Origin of the sequence: Dactylosporangium sp. CA-139114 (assembly GCF_050955725.1) — a bacterium.
In the GTDB taxonomy this organism is placed as follows: domain Bacteria; phylum Actinomycetota; class Actinomycetes; order Mycobacteriales; family Micromonosporaceae; genus Dactylosporangium.
On the sequence record NZ_CP192080.1, the window covers coordinates 1,834,702 to 1,857,887 of the forward strand.

Annotated in this window: 21 protein-coding genes; 12 read left to right on the forward strand and 9 right to left on the reverse strand. The window is 73.8% G+C overall.

Annotated elements, in window-relative coordinates; translation table 11 throughout:
* The first annotated feature begins 1 nt into the window (after position 1).
* Genes ACQP2P_RS08220 through ACQP2P_RS08235 form a run of 4 tightly spaced genes read left to right on the forward strand, consistent with a single transcriptional unit; the run spans position 2 to position 5,146 of the window.
* Positions 2-1,039 (forward strand): LacI family DNA-binding transcriptional regulator, encoded by a 1,038-nt coding sequence (locus ACQP2P_RS08220; protein ID WP_433614360.1) that lies wholly within the window; start codon positions 2-4, stop codon positions 1,037-1,039.
* 38 nt (positions 1,040-1,077) lie between these two features.
* Positions 1,078-3,507 carry a GH36-type glycosyl hydrolase domain-containing protein gene (locus ACQP2P_RS08225; RefSeq protein WP_433614362.1) on the forward strand — a complete coding sequence of 810 codons (2,430 nt, stop codon included), beginning with the start codon at positions 1,078-1,080 and terminating at the stop codon, positions 3,505-3,507.
* A gap of 59 nt (positions 3,508-3,566) precedes the next feature.
* Positions 3,567-4,634, forward strand: coding sequence for a LacI family DNA-binding transcriptional regulator (locus ACQP2P_RS08230; protein ID WP_433619052.1), 1,068 nt, complete (start codon positions 3,567-3,569; stop codon positions 4,632-4,634).
* 56 nt (positions 4,635-4,690) lie between these two features.
* Positions 4,691-5,146 (forward strand): hypothetical protein, encoded by a 456-nt coding sequence (locus tag ACQP2P_RS08235; protein WP_433614364.1) that lies wholly within the window; start codon positions 4,691-4,693, stop codon positions 5,144-5,146.
* 104 nt (positions 5,147-5,250) lie between these two features.
* Here the strand turns inward: ACQP2P_RS08235 and ACQP2P_RS08240 are convergent, their stop codons facing one another.
* The 5 genes from ACQP2P_RS08240 to ACQP2P_RS08260 all read right to left on the reverse strand — a co-directional run bounded on the left by ACQP2P_RS08240 (position 5,251) and on the right by ACQP2P_RS08260 (position 10,245).
* The gene (locus ACQP2P_RS08240; RefSeq protein ID WP_433614365.1) at positions 5,251-5,877 is read right to left on the reverse strand and encodes a TetR/AcrR family transcriptional regulator; all 627 of its coding nucleotides are present in this window, start codon (positions 5,875-5,877) and stop codon (positions 5,251-5,253) included.
* A 21-nt stretch (positions 5,878-5,898) separates the two neighbouring features.
* On the reverse strand, positions 5,899-6,582 hold the full coding sequence (locus ACQP2P_RS08245) for an ABC transporter ATP-binding protein (protein WP_433614367.1): 684 nt from the start codon (positions 6,580-6,582) through the stop codon (positions 5,899-5,901).
* The gene (locus ACQP2P_RS08250) at positions 6,579-7,703 is read right to left on the reverse strand and encodes an FtsX-like permease family protein (RefSeq protein ID WP_433614369.1); all 1,125 of its coding nucleotides are present in this window, start codon (positions 7,701-7,703) and stop codon (positions 6,579-6,581) included. Before ACQP2P_RS08250 ends, ACQP2P_RS08245 begins: the two co-directional genes overlap by 4 nt.
* Before the next feature lie 284 nt (positions 7,704-7,987).
* The gene (locus ACQP2P_RS08255; RefSeq protein ID WP_433614371.1) at positions 7,988-9,199 is read right to left on the reverse strand and encodes an acyl-CoA dehydrogenase family protein; all 1,212 of its coding nucleotides are present in this window, start codon (positions 9,197-9,199) and stop codon (positions 7,988-7,990) included.
* Entirely contained in the window at positions 9,199-10,245 is a 1,047-nt protein-coding gene (locus ACQP2P_RS08260; RefSeq protein ID WP_433614373.1) for a phosphotransferase family protein, read from the reverse strand. The genes ACQP2P_RS08255 and ACQP2P_RS08260 overlap by 1 nt, the downstream gene beginning before the upstream one ends.
* Positions 10,246-10,453: 208 nt before the next feature.
* Between ACQP2P_RS08260 and ACQP2P_RS08265 the strand changes: the two genes are divergently transcribed.
* The 7 genes from ACQP2P_RS08265 to ACQP2P_RS08295 all read left to right on the forward strand — a co-directional run bounded on the left by ACQP2P_RS08265 (position 10,454) and on the right by ACQP2P_RS08295 (position 18,211).
* Positions 10,454-11,218: an amino acid-binding protein gene (locus ACQP2P_RS08265; RefSeq protein ID WP_433084727.1), complete on the forward strand. Its 765-nt coding sequence runs from the start codon at positions 10,454-10,456 to the stop codon at positions 11,216-11,218.
* Positions 11,215-11,742 carry an ACT domain-containing protein gene (locus ACQP2P_RS08270; RefSeq protein ID WP_433614376.1) on the forward strand — a complete coding sequence of 176 codons (528 nt, stop codon included), beginning with the start codon at positions 11,215-11,217 and terminating at the stop codon, positions 11,740-11,742. Before ACQP2P_RS08265 ends, ACQP2P_RS08270 begins: the two co-directional genes overlap by 4 nt.
* A gap of 196 nt (positions 11,743-11,938) precedes the next feature.
* A complete protein-coding gene (locus ACQP2P_RS08275; RefSeq protein WP_433614378.1) occupies positions 11,939-13,192 on the forward strand; it encodes a cytochrome ubiquinol oxidase subunit I in 1,254 nt (417 codons plus the stop codon).
* Positions 13,189-14,139: a cytochrome d ubiquinol oxidase subunit II gene (locus tag ACQP2P_RS08280; RefSeq protein ID WP_433614379.1), complete on the forward strand. Its 951-nt coding sequence runs from the start codon at positions 13,189-13,191 to the stop codon at positions 14,137-14,139. The genes ACQP2P_RS08275 and ACQP2P_RS08280 overlap by 4 nt, the downstream gene beginning before the upstream one ends.
* Positions 14,140-14,152: 13 nt before the next feature.
* Positions 14,153-15,805 (forward strand): thiol reductant ABC exporter subunit CydD, encoded by a 1,653-nt coding sequence (cydD, locus tag ACQP2P_RS08285; protein ID WP_433614381.1) that lies wholly within the window; start codon positions 14,153-14,155, stop codon positions 15,803-15,805.
* On the forward strand, positions 15,805-17,445 hold the full coding sequence (gene cydC, locus ACQP2P_RS08290) for a thiol reductant ABC exporter subunit CydC (protein WP_433619053.1): 1,641 nt from the start codon (positions 15,805-15,807) through the stop codon (positions 17,443-17,445). Before cydD ends, cydC begins: the two co-directional genes overlap by 1 nt.
* Positions 17,446-17,509: 64 nt before the next feature.
* Complete coding sequence (locus ACQP2P_RS08295; protein ID WP_433614383.1) at positions 17,510-18,211, forward strand: permease prefix domain 1-containing protein; 702 nt, start codon at positions 17,510-17,512, stop codon at positions 18,209-18,211.
* An 88-nt stretch (positions 18,212-18,299) separates the two neighbouring features.
* On the opposite strand, the gene ACQP2P_RS08300 is transcribed toward ACQP2P_RS08295, so the two are convergent.
* Positions 18,300-18,635, reverse strand: coding sequence for a PadR family transcriptional regulator (locus tag ACQP2P_RS08300; RefSeq protein ID WP_433084737.1), 336 nt, complete (start codon positions 18,633-18,635; stop codon positions 18,300-18,302).
* Positions 18,636-18,750: 115 nt separating this feature from the next.
* Here ACQP2P_RS08300 and ACQP2P_RS08305 point away from each other — a divergent pair, with 115 nt between their 5' ends.
* On the forward strand, positions 18,751-20,061 hold the full coding sequence (locus ACQP2P_RS08305) for a hypothetical protein (RefSeq protein ID WP_433614386.1): 1,311 nt from the start codon (positions 18,751-18,753) through the stop codon (positions 20,059-20,061).
* Between the two features lie 5 nt (positions 20,062-20,066).
* On the opposite strand, the gene ACQP2P_RS08310 is transcribed toward ACQP2P_RS08305, so the two are convergent.
* The 3 genes from ACQP2P_RS08310 to ACQP2P_RS08320 form a co-directional block, all read right to left on the reverse strand.
* Positions 20,067-20,873 carry a hypothetical protein gene (locus ACQP2P_RS08310; protein WP_433614388.1) on the reverse strand — a complete coding sequence of 269 codons (807 nt, stop codon included), beginning with the start codon at positions 20,871-20,873 and terminating at the stop codon, positions 20,067-20,069.
* A 33-nt stretch (positions 20,874-20,906) separates the two neighbouring features.
* A complete protein-coding gene (locus ACQP2P_RS08315) occupies positions 20,907-21,656 on the reverse strand; it encodes a CPBP family intramembrane glutamic endopeptidase (RefSeq protein ID WP_433614389.1) in 750 nt (249 codons plus the stop codon).
* Between the two features lie 99 nt (positions 21,657-21,755).
* Positions 21,756-23,015, reverse strand: a complete 1,260-nt coding sequence (locus ACQP2P_RS08320) for an Ig-like domain-containing protein (protein WP_433614391.1) — start codon at positions 23,013-23,015, stop codon at positions 21,756-21,758.
* Positions 23,016-23,186: the final 171 nt, after the last annotated feature.

Here is a 23,186-nt window from a genome sequence, read left to right on the forward strand (position 1 = left end):
CGTGCACCGCCCGACACTTGACGAGGTCGCTGCCCTGGCCGGTGTCGGGCGCGGCACCGTCTCCCGGGTCATCAACGGCTCGCCCCAGGTGAGCCCGGAGGCGCGGGCCGCGGTGCAGAAGGCGATCGACGCGCTCGGCTACGTGCCCAACCGGGCCGCCCGGGCGCTCGTCACCCGCCGCACCGACTCCGTGGCCCTCGTGGTCTCCGAGTCCGAGGAGCGGGTGTTCGGCGAGCCGTTCTTCGCCGGCATCGTCCGCGGCGTCAGCTCGCACCTGGCCGACACCCAGATGCAGCTGTGGCTCGCGATGGCGCAGTCGGTCGCCGAGCGCGTGCTGGTCGAGCGCCACCTCAACGACCAGCACGTCGACGGCGTCCTGCTGCTGTCGCTGCACGACGACGACCCGCTGCCCGGCCTGCTGGCCGGCCGCGGGCTGCCGACCGTCCTGGGCGGGCGCACCGCGCACATGCTCGAGACGGGCACCATCGACGGTCAGGTCAACGGGCACACCGTCTCGTTCGTCGACAACGACAACGAGGGCGGTGCCGGGCTGGCCGTCGAGCACCTGCTCAAACTGGGACGCCGCTGCATCGCGGCGATCGCCGGCCCGCAGGACATGGGCGTCGGCAAGGCCCGCCTGCGCGGCTATCGCGAGGCGCTGCGGGCCGCGTCCCATCCGTTCGACGACCGTCTCGTCGCATACGGCGACTTCAGCGAGGCGAGCGGCGCCGAAGCGATGAACCGCCTGCTGCATCTCAACCCGGGGCTCGACGCCGTCTTCGCCGCCTCCGACCTGATGGCCGTGGGAGCCATCCGAGCCCTGCGCGAGCAGGGCCGGGCCGTTCCCGCGGACGTCGCCGTGGTCGGGTTCGAGGACTCCGCCGTGGCCCGGCAGACCCTGCCGCCGCTCACCACCGTGCACCAGCCGGTGGAGGGCATGGGTCGCGAGATGGCCAGGCTCCTGCTGGCCCGCATCGCCGGCGGGCCGGCCCACTCGACTGTGCTCGACACGCACCTCGTGGTGCGCGAGTCGGCCTAAGACTGTGCTTCCCCTGTGGGCACGCTAGGAGGCAAAACGTGCGCTACGGCCACTTCGACGACGAACGTCGCGAGTACGTGATCGACCGGCCGGACACCCCGCTGCCCTGGATCAACTACCTGGGCACCGAGGCGTACTTCGGCATCATCTCCAACACCGCCGGCGGCTACTCGTTCTACCGTGACGCGCGGCTGCGCCGACTCACCCGCTACCGGTACAACAACGCGCCCTTCGACCTCGGCGGCCGCTACCTGTACCTGCGCGACGCGGACAGCGGCGAGTTCTGGTCCCCGACCTGGCAGCCGACGCAGACGGAGCTCGACGACTACGAGTGCCGCCACGGGCTGTCCTACACGACGATCTCGTCCGGTTACCGCGACATCAAGGCGCGGGTCACGTACTTCGTGCCGCTCGGCGAGACGCTGGAGGTGTGGCGGCTGCGGCTGACCAACGAGCGCGACACCGCCGCCGAGCTCTCGGTCTTCTCCTCGGTCGAGTTCTGCCTCTGGGACGCCCAGGACGACGCCACCAACTTCCAGCGCAACTTCAGCACCGGCCAGGTGGAGGTCGTCGACGGGGTCATCTACCACAAGACGGAGTACCGCGAGCGCCGCGACCACTTCGCCTACTTCGCCTGCTCCGAGCCGCTGGCCGGCTTCGACACGGCCCGCGAGTCCTTCCTGGGCCCGTACCGCTCGTGGGACCGGCCGATCGCCGTGGAGCGCGGCAGCTCGTCGGACTCGGTGGCGCACGGCTGGCAGCCGCACGGCTCGCACCACGTGCGCGTCACGCTGCAGCCGGGGGAGACCCGCGAGATCGGCTTCGTGCTCGGCTACTGGGAGAACCCGAAGGACGCCAAGTTCGACCCGCCCGGCTCGCAGACCGTCAACAAGCAGACGGTCCGCCCGGTGATCGAGCGCTGGCTGCGGCAGGAGACGGTCGACGCCGGCTTCGCCGCGCTGCGCGAGAACTGGGACCGGCTGCTCGGCGGCCTGCAGGTGGACACGCCCGACGGTGACACGAACCGGATGGTCAACATCTGGAACGCGTACCAGAACATGGTCACGTTCAACATGAGCCGCTCGACCTCGTTCTACGAGTCCGGCATCGGCCGCGGCATGGGCTTCCGCGACTCCAACCAGGACCTGCTCGGCTTCGTGCACATGATCCCGGAGCGGGCCCGCGAGCGGATCCTCGACATCGCCGCGACCCAGCTGGCCACCGGCGGGGCGTACCACCAGTACCAGCCGCTGACCAAGCGCGGGAACAACGACATCGGCTCGGGCTTCAACGACGACCCGCTGTGGCTGATCCTCGGGGTCGCGGCCTACCTCAAGGAGTCCGGCGACCTGTCGATCCTCGACGCGCCGGTGCCCTACGACAACCAGCCGGGCTCCGAGACGCCCCTCTACGAGCACCTGCAGCGCTCGCTGCGGTACACCCTGGACCGCCTCGGCCCGCACGGCCTGCCGCTGATCGGGCGCGCCGACTGGAACGACTGCCTGAACCTCAACTGCTTCTCCGACACGCCGGGGGAGCCCTTCCAGACGACCGAGAACGCCACCGGTGGGGTCGCCGAGTCGGTGTTCATCGCCGGGCAGTTCGTGCTGGCCGCGAAGGAGCTCGCCGGGATCGCGCAGTGCGTGGGCCAGCCGGCCCAGGAGTACCTCGACGCGGCCGAGAAGATGGCCGGCACGATCGCCGAGCACGGCTGGGACGGGGCCTGGTTCCGCCGGGCGTACGACTTCCACGGCAACGTCATCGGCTCGGCCTCCAACGACGAGGGCCAGATCTTCATCGAGCCGCAGGGCATGTGCGTGATGGGCGGCGTCGGGGTCGAGGACGGCACCGCGGCGGCGGCCCTGGCCAGCGTGCGCGAGCGGCTCGCCACCCCGCACGGGATCGTCCTGCAGCAGCCGGCCTACAGCTCCTACCGGCTGGAGCTCGGCGAGATCTCCTCCTACCCGCCGGGGTACAAGGAGAACGGCGGCATCTTCTGCCACACCAACCCGTGGCTCATGATCGCCGAGACGATCGTCGGCAACGGCGACGGGGCGTTCGACTACTACAAGCGGATCCTGCCCTCGGCCCGGGAGGCGATCAGCGAGGTGCACCGGTGCGAGCCGTACGTGTACGCGCAGATGATCGCCGGCCGGGACGCGCCGACCCACGGCGAGGCCAAGAACTCCTGGCTGACCGGCACGGCGGCGTGGAACTACGCGGCCATCACCCAGTGGATTCTCGGCATTCGTCCCGAGCTGGCCGGCCTGCGGGTGGCCCCGGTCATCCCGGCGGACTGGCCCGGGTTCACGGCGGTCCGCCGGTTCCGCGGGGCGACGTACACCATCACGGTCCGCCGCGGCGACACCCGCTCGCTGACCGTCGACGGGGTGTCGATCGACCCCGATGGCGTCATCCCGCCGGCCATCGAGGGCTCCGACGTTGAGGTGATCCTGACGATTTCGTGAAAGATCGCGGGGCTGGCGGGTGGCCCGATGACGAGATGTGCGCACAATGAGGCGTGAACATCCCGTCCCCGGGCCGCCCGCGCTCCGCCGGCCGGCCCACGCTCGACGAGGTCGCCCTGCGCGCCGGTGTCGGCCGCGGCACCGTCTCGCGCGTGGTCAACGGCTCGCCCCAGGTGAGCCCCGAGGCCCGCGCGGCGGTGCAGAAGGCGATCGACGAGCTGGGGTACGTGCCCAACCGAGCCGCCCGCGCGCTCGTCACCCAGCGCACCGACTCGGTCGCGCTGGTCGTCTCGGAGTCGGAGGAGCGCGTCTTCGGCGAGCCCTTCTTCGCCGGCATCGTCCGCGGCATCAGCTCGGCCCTGGCCGACACCCAGCTGCAGCTCTGGCTGGCGATGGCCCAGTCCCCGGCCGAGCGCGAGCGCGTCGAGCACCACCTGACCAACCAGCACGTCGACGGCGTGATGCTGCTCTCCCTGCACGACGCCGACCCGCTGCCGCTGCTGCTGGAGCGCCGCGGCCTGCCCGTGGTGCTCGGCGGCCGGCCGGCCCAGATGCTCGCCGACGACGAGCAGCTCAACTTCACCGCCCAGCTGTCGCAGCTCTCCTACGTGGACGCGGACAACGAGGGCGGCGCCCGCATCGCCGTCGGGCACCTGCTGGACCGCCAGCGCCGGCGCATCGCCGCGATCGCCGGCCCGCAGGACATGGCCGCGGGTGTGTCCCGGCTGACCGGCTACCGCGAGGCACTGGAGCGCGCGGGGCTCCCGGTGGACGAGCGGCTGATCGCGTACGGCGACTTCTCCGAGGCCAGCGGCGAGCGCGCGGTGCGCGAGCTGCTCGAGGCCGACCCCGGGATCGACGCGGTCTTCGCCGCCTCCGACCTGATGGCCGTCGGCGCCCTGCGCGGGCTGCGCACGATCGGCAAGCGGGTGCCGGACGACGTGGCCCTGGTCGGCTTCGACGACGTGGCGATCGCCCGGCAGACCGACCCGCCGCTGACCACCGTGCACCAGCCGGTCGAGGCGATGGGGCGGGAGATGGCGCGGCTGCTCATCGCGCGCATCGGCGGCGCGGCCTCGTCCTCGGTGATGGTCGAGACGCACCTGGTCCGCCGCGCCTCCGCGTAGGGGTTTGCCGTTCTCCGGTTCCGGGCAGCAGGACATCGGAGGAGGTGGCGATTTCGATGAACAAAGCGTGGAAGCAGCGCAAGCGCCACGCCGAGAGCGTGGCCGAGGAGGCCTGGGACCACCTGGTCTCGGCCCTCGACAGCGCCCGCTCGTTCGGTGGCACGGTGAAGGACCGCGCATACGACTTCAAGGACCGGGCCGGCGACCTGGCCGGCGAGGCCTCGGACCGCTACAGCTCGGCGTCGGACCGGGTGAGCTCGGTGTCCAGCGAGGCGTGGAAGCGGGCCAACCTGGCCCTCGACGCGCTGTCGGGCCAGCGTTCGCGCACCCCGTGGGGCTGGATCGCGGTGGCGGCGCTGGGTGGCGTGGCGGTGGGCTGGGCGGTGGCGGCCTCGGCGCCGAAGGCCATCCAGGCCGCGAGCGACCGCTTCAGCGACGAGCCCGACGAGCTGCCGGCCTCGGCCGAGCCGCCGGCGCCCTACGAGCCGGTGGTCCCGCCGGTCACGCCCTGACCTGAGCTTTCCCCCGGGAAGAGGTAATCGGGCCGGCGCCGTGCGGGGCGCCGGCCCGTCTCTGCTTCGCGCCCCCGTCGGCCGCTGCCCATCGGGGAGGGAGGTCATGCGTCGTCCGTCGCCGTCGAAGGCCGGCGGGGTGCCGCCGCGCCGGCGTGGCCGAGCAGGAAGGGCGCGAGGAGTTCGCGGACCCGCGCCTCGATGGCGGTCGCGTCGGATCCCGCCTCGATCATGCGGCTGGCGGTGTAGACGATCGAGCTGATCAGACCGGCGGTGACGGACGGGTCGGGCAGGCCGAGGTCGGTGAGGGCGGCGGCCAGTGGATGGCTCATCTGCTCGTGCATGTGCTGGGTGCTGGCGCTGACCTGCTCGCCCGGCACCGACTGGATCAGGGCGGTGGCGAGGGCGTGTTCGCCTTCGGCGACCAGGCGCAGGTTCGCGGAGGCGTAGGCCAGCACCTTTTCTCCCGGGCTGTCGGCGGCGGCGATCGCGGCGGTGACGCGGCGCGACCAGTTCGGCAGGATTTCCTGCACCAGCTCGAGCAGGATGTCCCGTTGGGACGGGAAGTACTCGTACACCGATGAGCGGGGCAACCCGGCCCGGGTCGCGACGGCGGCGAGGGTCGGGATCCGGTGCGGGTCCTCGGTCAGCAGGGCGCGTGCGGCGTCGAGGAGGGCCCGGCGGCGCTGTGCCCGGTGCTGAGCGATGGTGGGTGCGTCGATGCGCGGCACGGGCCCTCTCTCGTCGTGTCCTCAGCCGGTGGACAGCCGTCCGTCGATCATCTCGACCACCCGGTCGCAGTGTTCCAGCACGTCGTGATCGTGGGTCACCATAACCGTAGCGACGGCGGACCGTTTCGTCTCCCGAGCGAGCAGCCGCACCACCTCGTGGCTGCGCGCCCGGTCCAGCGCGGCCGTGGGTTCGTCGACCAGCAGCAGCGAGGGCTGTCCGACCAGGGCTCGGGCGATGCCGACGCGTTGCCGTTCCCCGCCGGAGAGCTGGTGTGGCCGGCGGTCGGCCCGGTGCGTCATCCCCACGTCCGCGAGGAGCTCGGCGGGATCGCGATCGTCCGCCCGGCGGCGGCTGAGCTTGGTGACCAGCCGCAGCTGGTCCAGCGCGGTGAGCGCCGGCAGGAGGTTGCCGCTCTGGAACACGAATCCGATGTGGTCGCGCCGGTACGCCGCGCGGGCTGTGCCACTCATGCCGACGATGTCGTGCCCGTCGATGGTCACGGTCCCGCTGTCGGGGGTGCTCAACGCGCCGGCGACCGCGAGCAGGCTCGACTTGCCCGCGCCCGAGGGGCCGACCACGGCCACGAGTTCGCCCGGGGCGACGGTCAGGCTCACCTCGTCCAGTGCGGTGACCGACGCATCGCCGTCGCCGAGACGCATCGTCACCCCCGACAGGGCCAGGCCGGTGCGGTCGATCGTGGTCATCGCTGTGCTCCCAGTGCCGTGAGCGGGTCGATGGCCGCGACCCGGACGATGGCGCAGGCCGCACCGGCCAGCCCGAGAACGGCCAGCAGGACGGCGGCGACGGCCACCGCGGGCGCTTCGATGGCGAAGGGCACCGCACCGCCGCTGATCGCGCCGCCGAGGCCGACGCCGACGGCCACGCCCGCGCCGATCGCGGCACCGAGGATCACCAGGGCCTGGATCAGGCCGTCGCGCAGCAGGTAGGACCGGGCGGCGCCCATCGCGCGCAGCACCGCGAGCTCGTGCCTGCGGTTGATGGTCCAGACCGTGAAGAACGCGCCGACCACCAGGGCGGAGATGGCGTAGAGGAAGACCTGGATGAGCCTGAGGGTCGAGGTCTCGGCGGTGTAGCCGGGCGAGGCGCCGTATGCCTCCGCTGTGCGGAAGCTGGTCGTGCCGGCGGCCGCGTCCCCGGCGGCGAGGTCGACATCCCTGTCCGCCCGGATGGCAACCGCGGTGGCCTCGGTGGTCGCCGAGGCCCGGAGCTCCTCGCCGGGCCCGACGCCCTGGTGCAGGCGCTGCCAGGCCGCGAGGGGCAGATACGCGACGTCGACGTGGCCGAACGTACGCTGGTCCCCGGTGGCGCCGACGACGGTCAGCCTGGTGCCGATCCGGTCGATGGTGACGGTGTCCCCGAGACGCAGACCGGCCTTGATGGCCGTCTGGGACACTACGATGCCGTCCGGACCGCCGAGCCCGGTGCCCTCGGCCGCAGCGGGTGCCAGGAACGAGCCGGGCTCGACGCCGAAGAGGGCCAGGTCGATGGGGACGCCCCGTTCGCTGCGGGCGTTGACGAGCATGTTGCCGAACAGGGCGGCATCCAGCACGCCGGGCTGCCGGCGCCACGCATCGGCCTGCCGGCTGTTGACCACGCTGCGGGAGAACGCCGAGTCGAGCTTGGTGTGCTGATCGAAGGCGAAGGCGGTCACCGGGAGCCGCTGAAGACCGGACACGCCGTCGTTGACCAGACCCGACGAGAGCCCGGACAGCAGCACCACCAGGATCGCGATCAGGGCGACGACGCTGCCCATGAGCGCGAACCGCCAGCGCGCGAAGCGAAGTTCGCGCAGTGCAAGAAACATCCATCCTCCTGCGGGAGCAGTTTTTCCGACACCGTGTCGGGAACTATACCGACACGGTGTCGAGAAAAGACCGCTCGGGCCCCGGATGGTCCGGGGTCACCTCGGATCCGGACTCGCCGGGCGTGGGCACGTCGCCGCCGGGGACGCCGCGGCCTCGGCAGGAGGTGGCCTGCCGAGAGCCGATGGGAGCCGGCCTGCGCTGCGGCCCCAAGCGGAAACGCCCGACAAGCAGGATCGCTTGTCGGGCGGTGGGTGGCTTCGACGATGACGCGCCGGGCGCGGCCTCAGCTGTACTTGCGCAGCTCCCGCCGGGCGAGGGAGGCGCGGTGCACCTCGTCGGGGCCGTCGGCCAGGCGCAGGGTGCGGGCGCCGGACCAGAGCGCGGCCAGCGGGGTGTCCTGGCTGACGCCGGCCGCGCCGTGGGCCTGGATCGCCTTGTCGATGACCCACTCCGCCATCGACGGCACCGCGATCTTGATGGACTGGATCTCGGTGTGGGCGCCCTTGTTGCCCACGGTGTCCATGAGCCAGGCGGTCTTGAGCACCAGCAGGCGGGCCTGCTCGATGCGCACCCGCGACTCGGCGATCCACTCCTGCACGACACCCTGCTCGGCGAGCGGGCGGCCGAAGGCGACCCGCCGGCTGACCCGCGTGCACATCAGCTCCAGGGCGCGCTCGGCCATGCCGATGAGCCGCATGCAGTGGTGGATGCGGCCCGGGCCGAGCCGCGCCTGGGCGATCGCGAAGCCCTGGCCCTCGCCGGCGATGAGGGCGTCGGCCGGGACGCGCACGTCGTCGAAGACGACCTCGGCGTGCCCGCCGTGGGCGGCGTCGGTGTAGCCGAAGACGTGCATGCCGCGCCTGACGGTGATGCCGGGGGTGTCGCGCGGTACGAGGATCATGCTCTGCTGCCGGTGCCGCTCGGCCTGCGGGTCGGTCTTGCCCATGACGATGAGGATCTGGCAGTTGGGGTTCATCGCGCCCGAGGACCACCACTTGCGGCCGTTGATGACGTAGCCGTCGCCGTCGCGCTCGATGCGGGTGGCGATGTTGGTGGCGTCGGAGGAGGCGACGTCGGGCTCGGTCATGCAGAACGCCGAGCGGATCTGGCCCTCCAGCAGCGGCTTGAGCCACCGGTCCTGCTGCTGCGGCGAGCCGAACTGGGCCAGCACCTCCATGTTGCCGGTGTCGGGGGCGGCGCAGTTGAGCGCCTCCGGGGCCAGGTTCGGGCTGCGGCCGGTGATCTCGGCCAGCGGCGCGTACTGCAGGTTCGTCAGCCCCGCGCCGTGGACGGCGTCGGGCAGGAACAGGTTCCAGAGGCCCCGCTCGCGGGCGGAGCGCTTGAGCTCCTCGATGACCGCGGGGCGGGCCCAGGGGTCCTCGGCCTCGGCCAGCTGACGCTCCAGGACGGGCTCCGCGGGGTACACCTCCTCGTTCATGAAGTCCGTGAGCTTCTCGTGCAGCTCGGCCGTGCGTTGGTCGAAACCGAAGTCCATCAGCTCTCTCCGTTGATCGCTGCGATGCCCTCTTCGAGCAGGGGCGCAACCAGGTCGCCGATCTCGTCGAAGCCCGCCCCGACGGTCTGCCCCCGCGTGTACCGGTAGTGGATTCCCTCGAGCACGACGGCGAGCTTGTAGCAGGCCAGGCCGACGTACCAGTGCAGGTCGTCGCTGAGCGGGGCGCGGCTCGCGTAGCGCTCGAGCAGCTCGTCGCCGCCGGGGAACCCGGCCGCCGCGCCGAGGCCGTCCGCGATCGGGTTGCGGCCGGTCTTGATGCGGTCCAGCACGTTCCAGTACGCCAGCAGCAGCCCCAGGTCCGTCTGCGGGTCGCCGATCGTGGCCATCTCCCAGTCCAGGACGGCGGCCACGCGCAGGGTGTCCGGGTCGACGATGAGGTTGTCGAGGCGGTAGTCGCCGTGCACGATCGCGGGGCGGGGGCTGGCCGGAATGGCCGCGGCGAGCCGCTCGCGCAGCGTGTCGGCCGCGGGCAGGTCGCGGCTGCGGGAGCCCTCGAGCTGCTTGCTCCAGCGGCGGACCTGGCGCTCCAGGAAGCCCTCGGGCCGGCCGAACCCGTCCAGCCCGGCGGCGGCCGGGTCGACGAGGTGCAGCTCGGCGAGGGTGTCCATCATCGCGAAGGCGACCTGGCGCCGGCTGGGCTCGCCGAGCGGGTCGGTCTGCGCGCGGTGGCGCAGCACCACGCCGGGCACCCGGGCCATGAGGTAGAACGGCGCGCCGAGGACCGCGTCGTCCTCGCACAGCAGCAGGGCCTCGGGCACGGGCACCGGGGTGGGGCCCAGCGCGGAGATGACCCGGAACTCGCGGGCCATGTCGTGCGCGGTGGCCAGCACGTGCCCCAGCGGCGGGCGGCGCAGGACGAAGGCCTCGTTGAGCACGTAGGTCAGGTTGGACCGGCCGCCGGCCACGAGCTCGGCGGACAGCGGCGCGCCGACCAGGCCGGGGGCCTGCTCGTCCAGGTAGGACCGCAGGCGGTGCAGGTCGAGACCGGGCGGGGTGGTCATCGGATCAGTCCAGGGTTGAGACACGTTCTCTGTCAAGCGACCGGGGGTGATTCGTCACGAATCATTCCGCACTGGCAGTGCGGAAACGCCCGGGGAAACGTTCCGGCATCGACACCGCTGCGAAACGGCGCGGAAACTCGCGGTAGGCAACCTGGTCGCAGTAAGGGAGAGCAAGGCGTACACCAACGGCGGCGTGCACCTCGGCCCAAGGACGAACGGGAGGTCGACTCACATGCTGCTCAGGCTGAGGGTTGCGCTGCCCGACCGTCCCGGCTCACTCGGGCAGGTTGCCCGGACGCTGGGTGTGGTCGGCGCGGACATCGTTTCGGTAGTCGTACTGGAGCGGGTCGGCGGCCGTGCGGTGGACGACTTCACCGTGGCATGGCCGGCTTCGGCCTCGGTCGACCGCGTGCTCACCGGACTGGCGGCGATCCCAGGCGTGCGCTTGGACGGTGTGTGGCGCGGCACCGAGCTCTCGGAGCCGAGCAGCGGCCGCGAGGTCGCGCTGATCGGACAGGTGGCGGCGAACCCGGAGCACGGCCTGGCGACGGTCGTGGACGCGGCTCCCGCACTGTTCGGCGCGGACTGGGCGGTGGCGATCAGGGTCGGATCCGATTGGGCGGGCGGCGGCGCGCGCGCCCAGGCCTGGACCGACACTTCGGTGGTCAGCGCGAGCTGGCGCGCTCCGGATGTCCCCCCACAGGTGGACATCGCACCACTCCGGCCCCGTGCGTTGAGCGCAGCTGACGGCGTCCATCTCGCTGTCGCGCCTTTTCAGCGCGGAGGTCTGGTCCTTGTTGTCGGACGCGGCGGGGCGGACGGCGACGCTGGAGCACCACCGTTTCACGGTTCCGAGGTGGAACGGCTGGCGCAGCTGGTCGGTGCAACCGCATCTGTGCTGGGGGAACGGCTGGCGGGGCCCGGTTTGGCGGAACCGGGTGAGGCGGGGAGTTCCGTTGCCGGAACCCCCGCTCCCGCCGGCACAACCTCGCGGTGACGGCGCTCTGGCGAATCCGGGCCACGGTCGACGACCGGCCGGGATTCCTCTCCGTGCTCACCGCGAGCCTGGCCCTGCGGAAGGTCAACATCCTCTCCGTGCAGGTGCACACCACCGAGTCCGGTGCCGTTGACGACTTCCTCGTCGAGGCGCCCGACGGCCTCACGGCCGCGGCCCTCGCCGACGCCGTGCAGCGCGGCCGGGGCCGCGACCCGTGGATCGCGCCGGCCGACGTGCGCGGGCTGATCGACGAGCCGACCCGGGTGCTCACCCTGGCCACCAAGGTCCTCGACGGCGGCTGCGGCCTGGAGGAGGCCCTGGCCGCCCTGCTCGGCGACTGCGACATCTCCTGGCGCTCCACCGGCGCCGGCGGCTTCACGGCCACCGGCATGCAGCTGGAGGACCCGGCCGGTGGCACGCTCTACGTCCGCCGGCTCGCCCCCGAGTTCACCCCGGCCGAGTATGCCCGGGCCAAGGCCCTGGTCGAGCTGGCCCGGGTCGCATCGAGACGCACCGCTTCCTGAGTCGCTTCTCAGCAGCGCCCCCTCGTGATCGAGGGGGCGCTTTTTCTTGTGCCTGTCTACGTGTAGTCTGCCGACATGTCGTTTGGGTACATGTCGGGGGGCGACGCATGAGCGGTACGGAGCGGAGCGGAGTGGCCGCTCATCGGCGAGTGCGGGGCTTTTCATGCCGTGGCCGCAGCGTTGCGGAGGTCACGGCATGAGCGCATTGGAGTACGCGCGGACGCAGTTCGGGCTCACCGCATCGCTGCACTTCACGTTCGTCATGGTCACGCTCGGCCTGGTGGTGCTCGTCGCCGTCATGCAGACGCGCTACACGGTCACGGGCCAGGAGGTGTACGGCCGGATGGCCCGCTTCTGGGGCCAGCTCTACGCGATCAACTACGCGGTCGGCATCGCCACCGGGCTCGTCATGGAGTTCGAGATCGGGCTCAACTGGAGCGGCCTGTCCCGCCTGACCGGCGACGTGTTCGGCGCCCCGCTCGCGCTGGAGACGCTCATCGCCTTCGTGCTCGAGTCGACGCTGCTCGGCATGTGGATCTTCGGCTGGGGGCGGCTCGGCAAGCGGCTGCACCTCGCGCTGATCTGGGGCACCGCCGCGACCGCGCTGCTGTCCGCGTTCTGGGTGCTGGTGAGCAACGCGTTCCTGCAGCACCCGGTCGGCTACGCCCTGGACGAGCACGGCACCGCCCGGCTGACGGACTTCGGCGCCCTGCTCACCAACAGCGCCCTGTGGTTCGCCCTGGCCCACGCGGTCTCGGCGACCATGATCGCCGGGGGCGTGCTCGTGGCCGGCGTCTCGGCCTGGCGCCTGCGCCGGTCGAAGACGGACGACTTCGAGCTGTTCCGCCGCTCGCTGCGGCTGGGCATCCGGGTCGGGCTGATCGGCACCTTCCTCACCATCGGCTTCGGCTACGCCCAGTTCGGCTGGATCGACGCCAGCCAGCCGATGAAGATGGCCGGCCGCGGCGAGGCCGCGCTCGAGCGCCAGGCCGAGCTGGTGCAGCGGTTCGGCCCGGGCGACTACCTCGTCAGCGGCAACGTCGGGGTCGCGCTCGGCCTCATGATCCAGATCGCCAACCTGCTGTTCCTCGTCCTCGCCGTGGCGCAGGCGCTCACCTTCCGCGACACGCTGATCCACCGCCGCTGGGCCCGGCCGATGTCGTGGCTGCTCACCGCGCTCGTCCCGGTGCCGATGCTCACCGCGGTCGCCGGCTGGTTCGTGCGGGAGGAGGGGCGCCAGCCGTGGGCGGTGTACGGCCTGCTGCGCACCGCCGACGCCGTGTCCCCGATGAGCGCGGGCGCGCTGCGGTCCTCCACGCTCGGGTTCACCGCGCTCGTCGTGGCGCTGGTGCTGCTCGACTGGTGGCTGCTGGCCCGGGCCGCGGCGCGACCACCGGGCGAGGCGTTCGCGCCCGAGCCCGCCGAGCAGCGCCAGGAGGTGCTCGTATGAGCACCGCGTGGTACCTGATCCTGGGCGGGGTGGCCGTCGCCTACTTCGTGCTCGGCGGGCTCGACCAGGGCGTCGCCATGCTGCTGCCCACCCTGCGCGGCGACGACCGGCGCCGCGAGGCCCTCAACGCGCTCGGCCCGATGTTCCTCGGCAACGAGGTCTGGGCGGTCGGCGTCGCCGGGGTGCTCATCGCCGCGTTCCCGCGGCTGGAGGGGGAGCTGTTCACCGCCGCGTACCCGGCCGTCGTCGCGGCCGTGCTCGGGCTCGTCGCGCTCAGCGCGGGCGTCCAGCTGCGCGGCCGGGCCCGCCGGCGGGGCGGCTTCGACGTGCTCGTCCCCGCGGCCGGGCTGACCCTCGCGACGGCCTGGGGACTGCTGTTCGGCGTGCTGCTGCACGGCGTGCCGATCGGGGCCGACGGCCACGTGCACGGCCTCGAGCCCTTCGGCGATCCGGCGGTCTGGCTCACGGCCGCGGCCAATGTGCTGCTGGTGCTCGCGCACGGGGCGGCGTACCTGCACTGGAAGCTCGGCCGGCCGCGGCGCCCGGGCCTGCACCTGCTCGCCGGCGGGCTCGCGGCGCTGGCGCTCGGCGGCTGGTGGCTCGCGGCCCCGGCCGGCATCCGCAATCCGGCCGCCGGCACCGTGCTCGCGCTCGTCGCCGTGGCGGCCGTGGTCGTCGCCGGGTGGGTGCCCCGCCCCGGGGCGGCGTTCGCGGCGACCGCTGTGGCGTGCGCCCTACCCGTCGTCGCGGCCGCGTCGGCGCTGTTCCCGGGCGTGCTAGCGTCCACGCTGGATCCGGGCGCGACGGTGACCGTCGACGGCGCGGCCGCGGGCGACGACACGCTGCGGCTGCTCACACTCGGGGCGGCGCCGCTGCTTCCGGTGCTGGTCGCCGTGCAGGCCGCCTGCTGGTGGCTCTTCCGGCGCCGGACGTCTCCGTACTGGTAGGGCGGCGCGACACGTGGACAGAAGACTTTTGCGGCTCGGGCCGGTCCGGCGCTATGTGCTGGTGCTGGCCGGCTCGGCGCTGATCGCCGCGGTGCTCGTCGTGGCGCAGGCGGTCAGCCTCGCGAACCTGCTCGCCGCGGCCGCCGGCGGGCGGCTCGACCGCGCCGCGCTGGTCGTCGGCGCGGTGGCGGTGCTGCTGCGCGGGCTGCACGCCGGCGCGCTGAGCGCCGTCGCCGGGCGGGCCGCCGCCGAGGTCAAGGCCCACCTGCGCGAGCGGCTGCTCGACGCGGCCGCGCGGCGCGGGCCCGCCTGGCTGTCGGGGCAGCGCGCGGGGGAGCTCGCGACCCTGGCCGGTCGCGGGGTCGACGGCCTCGACGGGTACCTCACCGGCTACCTGCCGCAGGTCTTCCTCGCCGCGTTCGTCCCGCTCGCGACCCTGGGCTGGCTCGCCGTGACCGACGTCGCCTCGGCGGTCGCCGTCGCCCTGACCTTGCCGCTCATCCCCGTCTTCGGCATCCTCGTCGGCCGGTCCACCGGCGCCCGCACCCAGCGCCAGTGGCACGAGCTCACCCGGCTCGGCGGCCACTTCCTCGACACCGTGCGCGGCCTGGCGACCCTGCGCGCGCACGGGCGGGCGGGCGCGTACGTGCGCCGGGTGCGGGAGAACGCGGAGGGGTACCGCCGCGCCACCATGCGCACCCTGCGCCTGGCGTTCCTGTCCGCTTTGGTGCTGGAGCTGGTCGCGACCGTCTCGGTCGCGCTGGTCGCCGTGCCCGTCGGGCTGCGGCTGCTGGACGGCCGCCTCACCCTCGGCGCCGCGCTGGCCGTGCTGCTGCTCGCGCCCGAGGCCTACCTGCCGCTGCGCGCCCTGGGCACGAAGTTCCACGCCAGCCAGGAGGGGCTCGCGGCCTCCGCGGAGGTCCACGCCGTGCTCCACGACGCGCCGGGCCTCGATGGCCGCCGGGCCACCACCGAGGCGCGGCTGCCACCGGCCGGCGCGCCCCTGGTGCTGCAGCGGGTGGAGGTCCGCTACGGCGACGTCCTCGCCCTGCGCGACGCGAGCCTGACGATCGAGCCCGGCGACCGGGTGGCCCTGGTCGGGCCGAGCGGCGGCGGCAAGTCCACGCTGCTTTCGCTGCTGCTGGGCTTCACGACGCCGACCGCGGGCCGGGTCCTGGCCGGCGGCGCGGACCTCGCCACGCTCGACCTCGCGGCCTGGCGTGCCCGGCTCGCCTGGCTGCCGCAGCGCCCGCACCTGTTCGCCGGCACCGTGGCCGACAACATCCGCCTCGGCGCGCCCGGGGCGAGCCTGGACGCGGTGGTCGCGGCCGCGCGCGCCGCCGAGGCCGACGGCTTCGTGCGCGCGCTGCCGTCCGGCTACGACACCGACCTCGCCCGGCACGGCCTGTCCAGCGGCCAGCGCCAGCGCCTGGCCATGGCGCGGGCCTGGCTGCGCACGGACGCGTCGCTGCTGCTGCTCGACGAGCCGACGGCGCGCCTGGACGCGGCCAGCGAGGCGGCGGTGGTGGCCTCGGCGGCCCGCCTGGCGGCCGGCCGCACGGCGCTGCTGGTGGCCCACCGCCCGGCCCTGCTGCCGATCGCCACGCGCACGGTCACCGTCGACGGCCGCCTGACCGAGTCCAGCCGCCCGGTGGTGGCCGCGTGATGCTCAGCCCGCCGGCGGTGCTGCGGCTCGCCTTCGCCGGCCTCCTCGCCGTGCTGACGGAGGCCGCCGGGGTCGGCCTGGTCGGCACCGCGACCTGGATGATCGTGCGGGCGGCCGACCAGCCGCCGCTGGCCGCACTGGCCGTCGCCATCGCCGCCGTGCGGGCCTTCGCGCTGCTCAAGGGCGGCATCCGGTACGCCGAGCGCCTGGCCGGCCACGACGTGGTGCTGCGCGTCCTGGCGTCGCTGCGCACCCGCTCCTTCGCCGCCCTGGCCGCCCGCCCGGAGGCGCCGGCGGCCGGGGACGCGCTCAGCCGGGTGGTGTCCGATGTGGACGCCGTGCAGGACCTGCTGCTGCGGGCCGTCCTGCCCGCCGCGACCGCCGCCGTCGTCGGTGTCGTCGCCGTGGCCGCCTTCGCCGTCGTCTCGCCCCCGGCCGCGCTGGTGCTGGCCGCCGCCCTGCTCGTGGCCGGCCTGCTGCTGCCCCTGCTCGGCCGGGCCCTGTCCCGCCCGGCCGCCGCGCTGGCCGCCGCGCGCGGCGACGTCACCCGCTCCACTGTGGACATCGCGCACGGCGCCGCGGAGCTGCTCGCCTTCGGCGCCATGCCGGCCGCCCTGGCCACCGCGGCCCAGCGCGCGCGGCGCCTGGCCCGGCTGGAGGCGCGCGCCGCGGCCGCCGGGGCCATCGTGTCGGCGGCCGCGACGGTCGTGCCGGCCGCGGCCGCTCTGGCCGTCGCCGTGCTGGTGTCCGGCTCCGCCGCGCCGGTGCTCGCGCTCGTCGCGCTGAGCGTGGGCGAGGTGGTCGTGCCGCTGGCCGGGGCCGCCGCGCGCCAGGCCGAGGTGCGCGGCGCCCTGAGCCGGGTCCGTGAGCTCCTGGCCGCGGGCGCGCCGCCGGACGCAGACGCGACCGACGCACCGGACGCGACCGACGCACCGGACGCGACCGACGCACCGGGCGCGGCCGACGCAGCGGGCGCGACCGACGCACCGGAGCGGCGGGCGTTGCGCGACCCGGTCTCGGTCCGGCTGCACGGCGTGAGCGTGCGCTACCCGCACGGCGGCCGCGACGCACTGTCCGATGTGGACCTGGTGCTGCCGGCCGGCCGCCGGGTCGCCGTCGTCGGCCCGAGCGGCGCCGGGAAGTCCACGCTGCTGTCCGCGATCGCGGGCGCGGTGCCGCTGCGGGACGGCCGGGTCGAGGGCCGCCCGGCGGGGGCCGAGCCCTGGCAGGTGGCCGGCGGGGTCTTCGCCGACGCGTACGTCTTCCACGCGACCGTGCGCGAGAACCTCACCCTCGGCCGGTCCGGCTTCACCGACGCCGACCTGCGGGCCGCCCTGTCCGCGGCCGGGCTGCCCGGCTACGGCGACCGGCTGGACGAGCTCGTGGGGGAGGACGGCGGGCGGCTCTCCGGCGGGCAGCGCCAGCGGTTGCTGCTGGCCCGGGCCCTGGTCGACCCGCCGCCGGTGCTGCTGCTGGACGAGCCCACCGAGGGCCTCGACCCGCAGGCGGCGGACGCGGTGCTGGCGACGGCCCTGCGCGCGGCCGGGGAGCGCACGGTCGTGGTGGTCACCCACCGCCGCGCCGACCTCACCGCCTTCGACGACGTGGTGAGCGTCGCGGACGGCCGCGTCACGGGGTGACGATGGTCCCGGCAGGGGCGGGGCTTCTGGCCTTGCGGCGGGGCGTTGTGCAATTCTGGAGCGCGTGAAGGGGGTGCCGCCGCCCGCGACCGGACCGATCGACGCATACGTCGACGGCCTCGCCGCCGCGCTGCGCGGACCGGGGCGCACACGCGCGGAGATGATCACCGAGGCCCGGCACAGTCTCGAGGACGCCGCCGCCGCGCACCTCGACGCCGGCCTGGACGCCGCCGAGGCCGAGCGGATCGCCGTGGCCGAGTTCGGGACGCTGGGCGAGGTCGCGCCGGCCTACCAGGCCGAGCTCGCCGCGCAGCAGGGGCGGCGGACCGCGACCTGGATCGCGCTGGCGCTGCCGCTCGTGAACGTGCTCGCGCCGCTCATGTGGTGGGACAGCCCGTGGAGCGTCCAGGAGCACGCCTCGCACCTCTACTGGGTGCTCGTCGACCACTTCAAGTACACGTCGTTCCTGGCCGCCGGGGTCGCCGCGCTCGTCGTGCTCGGGTTCTCGTGGGGGAGCCGGTATCTGCGCGACGGCGTGCGGTACACCCGGCTCGTCGGGCTCGGGGCGATGACCTTCCTCGGGCCGCACGCGCTGCTCGGGGCGGCCGTGTTCGGGCTCAGCATCTACCAGTGGCCGGCCGCGGCGACCTGGCCGCCGGTGATCCTCGGGATGGCGGGCAACCTCGCCGCGTTCGGCTACGCCGGGCTCATGTCGGTGCGCTGCTTGCAGTTCGCGGTGCACGCGCGCGCCTCGGTCGCCGCCTAGCGCGAGCGGGGTCCGGCGTCGCCGAGGGTCTGGCGCTGCGGAGCCCAGGAAAGTCGCGGAGCCTGGGAAAGCGGGAGCCGCCGGGAGCCTACGAGGCGGGCGCCGCCGGGGGCATCAGGACCGCGCCGATCGTCGAGGTGAACTCCTGCCAGGCCGAGCGCTCCTCGGTCAGCACCTTGCGGCCCGCGTTGGTCAGGCGGTAGGTCCGGCGCTCCCGGCCGCCCACCGTCGACCAGGCGCTCTCCACGTAGCCCGCGCGCTCGAGGCGGCGCAGGGCCGGATACACGGTGCCGGTCGGGAGGGTCAGGGAGCCGCCGCTGCGCTCCTGGAGGGCCTCGATGATCGCGTAGCCGTGGCGGGGTTCGCCGTCGAGCACCGCGAGCAGGAGTGCGTCGAGGTGCCCCCGTAGCGCGTCCGCCTTCATGTGTAGCGAGTCTACGGGTTCGGGTTCGGGCGCGCCACGGCAGGGGTTTAGGGATCGGGACCTTGGGCAGGACCGGTGCACGAAAACCTTTCTGGGGGGAACTGGTGGCAACGGCATGAGGCGGCGGGCCGAAACCGCGCGGGATGTCGATCTGCAATGGCCGACGGGGCTGGGGATCGCGCTGGCGATGGCCTCCGGGCGGGGACTGGCCTACCGGCGGGGCGTGCCCCGGCCCGTGGTGGCGGCCCCGCGGTGGAGCGCCGCGGGGCGGGCGGCGGAGTCCGCCGTCGACGCCGGGGGCGTGGCCCGGTGGCTCACGGGGCAGTTGCCGGCCGGTCGGTACCACGGCCTCGTCATCGGCTCGCCCCACGGCGCGGCGCTGCATCTGGCCGCGGCGCTCGGGGTGCCGTGGCTGCCCGCGGGGTTCGAGCTGGCCACGCCGGACGTCGCGGTGCGGGAGCGGGGCACGGGCAGTACCGCCGCCGACAACACGGCCGCGGCCAAGGCGGGCGAGCGCGGCGCGCGGGCGGTCCTCGCCGCGAACCCGGACGTCGCGGTGCGGCAGGTCTACGACCCGGTGTGGCGCGGGTGGTCGACGGCGGCGGCCGCGTACTCGGTGGTGCGCTGGCAGCGGCTGCCCGAGGCCTACCGGGACTGGATCGCGGAGCGGCTGCGCCCGGGCGCGCCGGTCATCGTGACCCGCGACGTCGGGCGCTGGGCGACCGTGGCGGGCCCCCCGGGGTACGCCTTCCAGCTCGGTAGCCGCGCCTCGGGCCTGGCCCCCGAGGACTACCTCGACCGGCGCGACGCCGCGGTGCTCGGCGAGCGGCCGGTCGACAGCGACGGCGAGCGCAGCGTCGACCGCGGGCTCGTCGAGGACCTGCGCCGGTTCGCGGCCGCGCACGGCCACCCCGTGCGCCAGGTGCTCTACCGGCATCCCGACGTGCTCAGCGGGGCCGTCGCCGACCTCTACCGCGACTGGCTGCGCGCCGGGCACCGCACCGGCAACCGGCTGGTGGTCGAGTGCGGGCGGCTGCTGGACCCGTGGCACGTGGTGCGGGCGGGGCTGGTGCCGTACTGGTGCGAGCACCCCCTGCGCACCGCCGTCCGCGCGGTCTCGTGGTGGCTGGCCGGCAGCGAGCCCTTCACCGCCGTCGACGTGCTGCCCGAGCCGCCCGGCGTGACCCTGCCGACCACCGCGCCGCTGGCCGAGTGGGAGGCGGTCGCGGGGTTCGCGACCCGCCACGCGCTCGTCGACCCGCGGTGCGCGCGGGCGTACCCGTCCGGCGCCGTCCCCGCCCACCACGCGACACAGGTGCTGCGCTCCCAGCCGCCGGACCTGCCGTATCTGCCGTTCCTGGAGGCCGAGTCCGCGCTCGCCGGGCTCGCCGAGCGCGGGCAGACCGACGGCCTGCTGGTGCTCTAGGAGCGTCAGGCGGCCGTGGTGTCCTCGGACTTCTCCTTGTTCTTCTGCACCTTGCTGATGACGTCGTGCAGGGGCTTCGTGCCGCTGCCGACCACCACGCCGGTGATGATCGCGTCGATCCACACCGGGATGCCCTGCCAGCCGTCGCCCGCGATGGAGTGCAGCAGGTAGAGCCCGCCCGACGCCGAGGCGACGGTGGCCAGGGCGACCGCGATGCCCCACGAGACGAGGCCCCGGTCGGCGCGGCCACGGTCCACCATGGACTTCGCGTGCGCGACCTGGACGAGGTCGTCGAGGGTGGCGTCGTGGTACTTGTTCGCCATGTTCGCCACCGCCTTCTCCAGCTCACCCTTGGCGTGCCGGCCGGGCATGAACCGGGCGAAGGGCTCGAGCACGCGCTCGACCGCGGTGGCGAACGCGAACAGCACCCCGAACAGGGCGGTCGCGTCCGGCAGGTGGATCTCGTCGGCGTTGACGCCGAAGTGGTACAGCGCCCAGGACCCGGCCCCGCCCGCCGCGACGAGCGCGAACGCGGCGATCAGCGAGCCGATGCTCGCCGGCTGGGTGGTGACCGCGGCGGCCTCGCTGCCGGGCGCGGCCGGGGGCGCGTCGGGCCCGACGGTGACCGCGGCGCCGGCCACCTCCCCGGGCACCCCGGGCACCCCGCCCGACGCGGCGGTCGGCTGGGCGGGGATGCGCTGGGTGACGTCCTGGTCCTGCGGGACGGCCAGGTTCTGCGGTGCGACCGTGGCGGCGGCCACGACCCGGTTGCTGGAGGTGCCGAGGACGACGTTGCGTCGGACCAGTGCCATGCGCGAGAGGCTAGCGCCCGTCGATGGCCCGGATCATCCTGGGGACGGCGACCCGACAGGCCGGGCCGGTGCCGGGGTCTCGGGCGGGAACCGGCTCAGCGCGAACGGGCCGAGGTCGACGGCGGCGTGCACGAGCACCGGGAGGAGCAGGCTGCCGGAGAGGACGTACAGCACCGTCGCGCACGCCCCGAAGACCGAGGTGCCGATGATGCCGGGCAGCCCCTGGTACAGGTGGCCGAGGCCGAAGAACAGGCTCACGAGCGCGCCCGCGACCCAGACCCGCAGGTGCAGCCCGCCGATCGCGCCGGCCAGGAACGCGCCCCGGAACACCAGCTCCTCGCAGATGCCCGCGGTGAACGCGGTGCCGGCGCCCCACAGCCGCTCCCGGCCGGTGCGGGGCAGCAGGAACGCGACCTGGGGCGGGACGGCGGCGAGACGGTGGCGCAGGAACCGGTCGCGGGCCCAGACCACCGCGGCGAAGAGCGCGAAGACGCCCAGCGCCAGCGCGATCCCGGCCGGGCCGGGCAGCCGCAGGCCGTAGTCGCCCGGGTCCACGCCGGGGCCGAACGCCAGCGGCAGCAGGGCCACGGCGCTCAGCAGCCACCAGCTCAGGATGTACCGCCGATGGAACCGGATCCGGCCGTCGGGCCGCGACTCGATCTCGGCCCGGCGGCGCGCCACGGTGCCGGGGGAGCGCGCGATGCGCACCACGAACCAGACCACGAGCAGCGCGAGGACGGCCGCGCCCGCGGGGCCGAAGCGGGGATCGATCCAGGGGGTCACCGGGCAATGATGACAGCGAAAGGGCCGCCGCCTCGTCCTCGCGGACGGGCGGCGGCCCCGGTGAACGCTTGAGCTGCCCTGTTGTTGCTGGTGCTGGAGCTAGGCCGAGGCCGAGGGGTTCGCGGACGCCGGAGTGCTCGGCGTCGCGACGGTGGTGTCGGCCGGCGGCGGCAGTGCGCTGCCCTTGACGTACTCGTCCCAGGACTTGTCCCAGTCGGTCCAGCCGTTGCCCCAGGCGAGCTTGCGGGTCGTGTTCTTCACGATCACGACGTCGCCGATCTTGGTCAGGTTGTAGAGGTACTTCGCGTTGGACTCCGACACGTTGGTGCACCCGTGCGACACGTTGCGCTTGCCCTGGTCGCCCACCGACCACGGGGCGGAGTGGATGTACTCCCCGCCGCTGGTCATGCGCTGCGTCCAGTAGACGGTCTCGCGGTACGGGTCGTCGGGGTCGGTGCCGACGAACAGCTCGGACTGGTTCTTGTCCATGACCACCATGTTCCCGGAGGACGAGGGGGTCTTGGCCTTGCCGAGGCTGACCGGCATCGTCTTGATGACCGTGCCGTTCTGCTCCACCGTCATCTGGTGGGTCTTGTCGTCGGTCGTCATGACGATCTTGTCGCCGATGCTGAACGTGCTCGTGACGTCCTTGCTGCCCCAGCCCGTCTTGGTGAGCTGGAGCCCGCCGACGGCGAGCCGGACGGTGATCTTGGTGCCGGACTGCCAGTACTCCTTCGGGCGGTAGTGGACCTCGCCGCCGTTGAACCAGTACCAGGTGCCGACCTGCGGCGGGGTGCTGGTGACGATGAGCCGCTTCTGCACCGAGGCCCGCATCTCCTGCGGGACGCTGGAGCCGAACCGCACGACGATGGGCATGCCCACGCCGTACGTCTTGTTGTCGGCGACGGCCGTGGAGACGTTGACCGTCTTGCCGGGCTTCGCCATGGTGGTGAACGTGATCTTCTTGCCGGCGGTGTCGCCGGCCGAGGTCACGACGGCTGAGTATTGCGTGCCGTACTTGAGCTGGGCCCCGGGCACCCACGCCGTCCCGTCGGCGTTGAGCCCGCCGTTCACCGCGGCACCGGAGGCGTCCGTCAGGGTCACCTGGGCGTTGGAGCCCGGGGGAGCCTGCAGGGACAGCTCGGTCGCGGTGGAGACGTTGCTCGCACCGTCGTCGGGAGCGGCGAAGGCCGCCTTGGGCTGCTCGGCGGCGGACGCGGAAGCCGAGGGGCCGCCGGCACTGCCGTCAGCGCCGGTCCATTTCGGTTTCGGCGAATCGTCGCTGCTGCATCCCGCAGCCAGAACGACGACGCTCGTGAGCGCGGCGATCGTGGCCAGTGCGCGTGCGGAGACTCCCATGTCCACACCTCCTTCGTTGGGCTAGAGCATGCACCGGTTACCGCACCGGTGTATCCCGTGTTCGTGCCACCGGTTCACCGTTGCGCGAACGCTGAGGTGGCGGCAGATCTTGCCGTGCATCATCGTAGGAAGGAACGGATGGCGAGGGCCACCCGCTCGTTGGACGTCTTG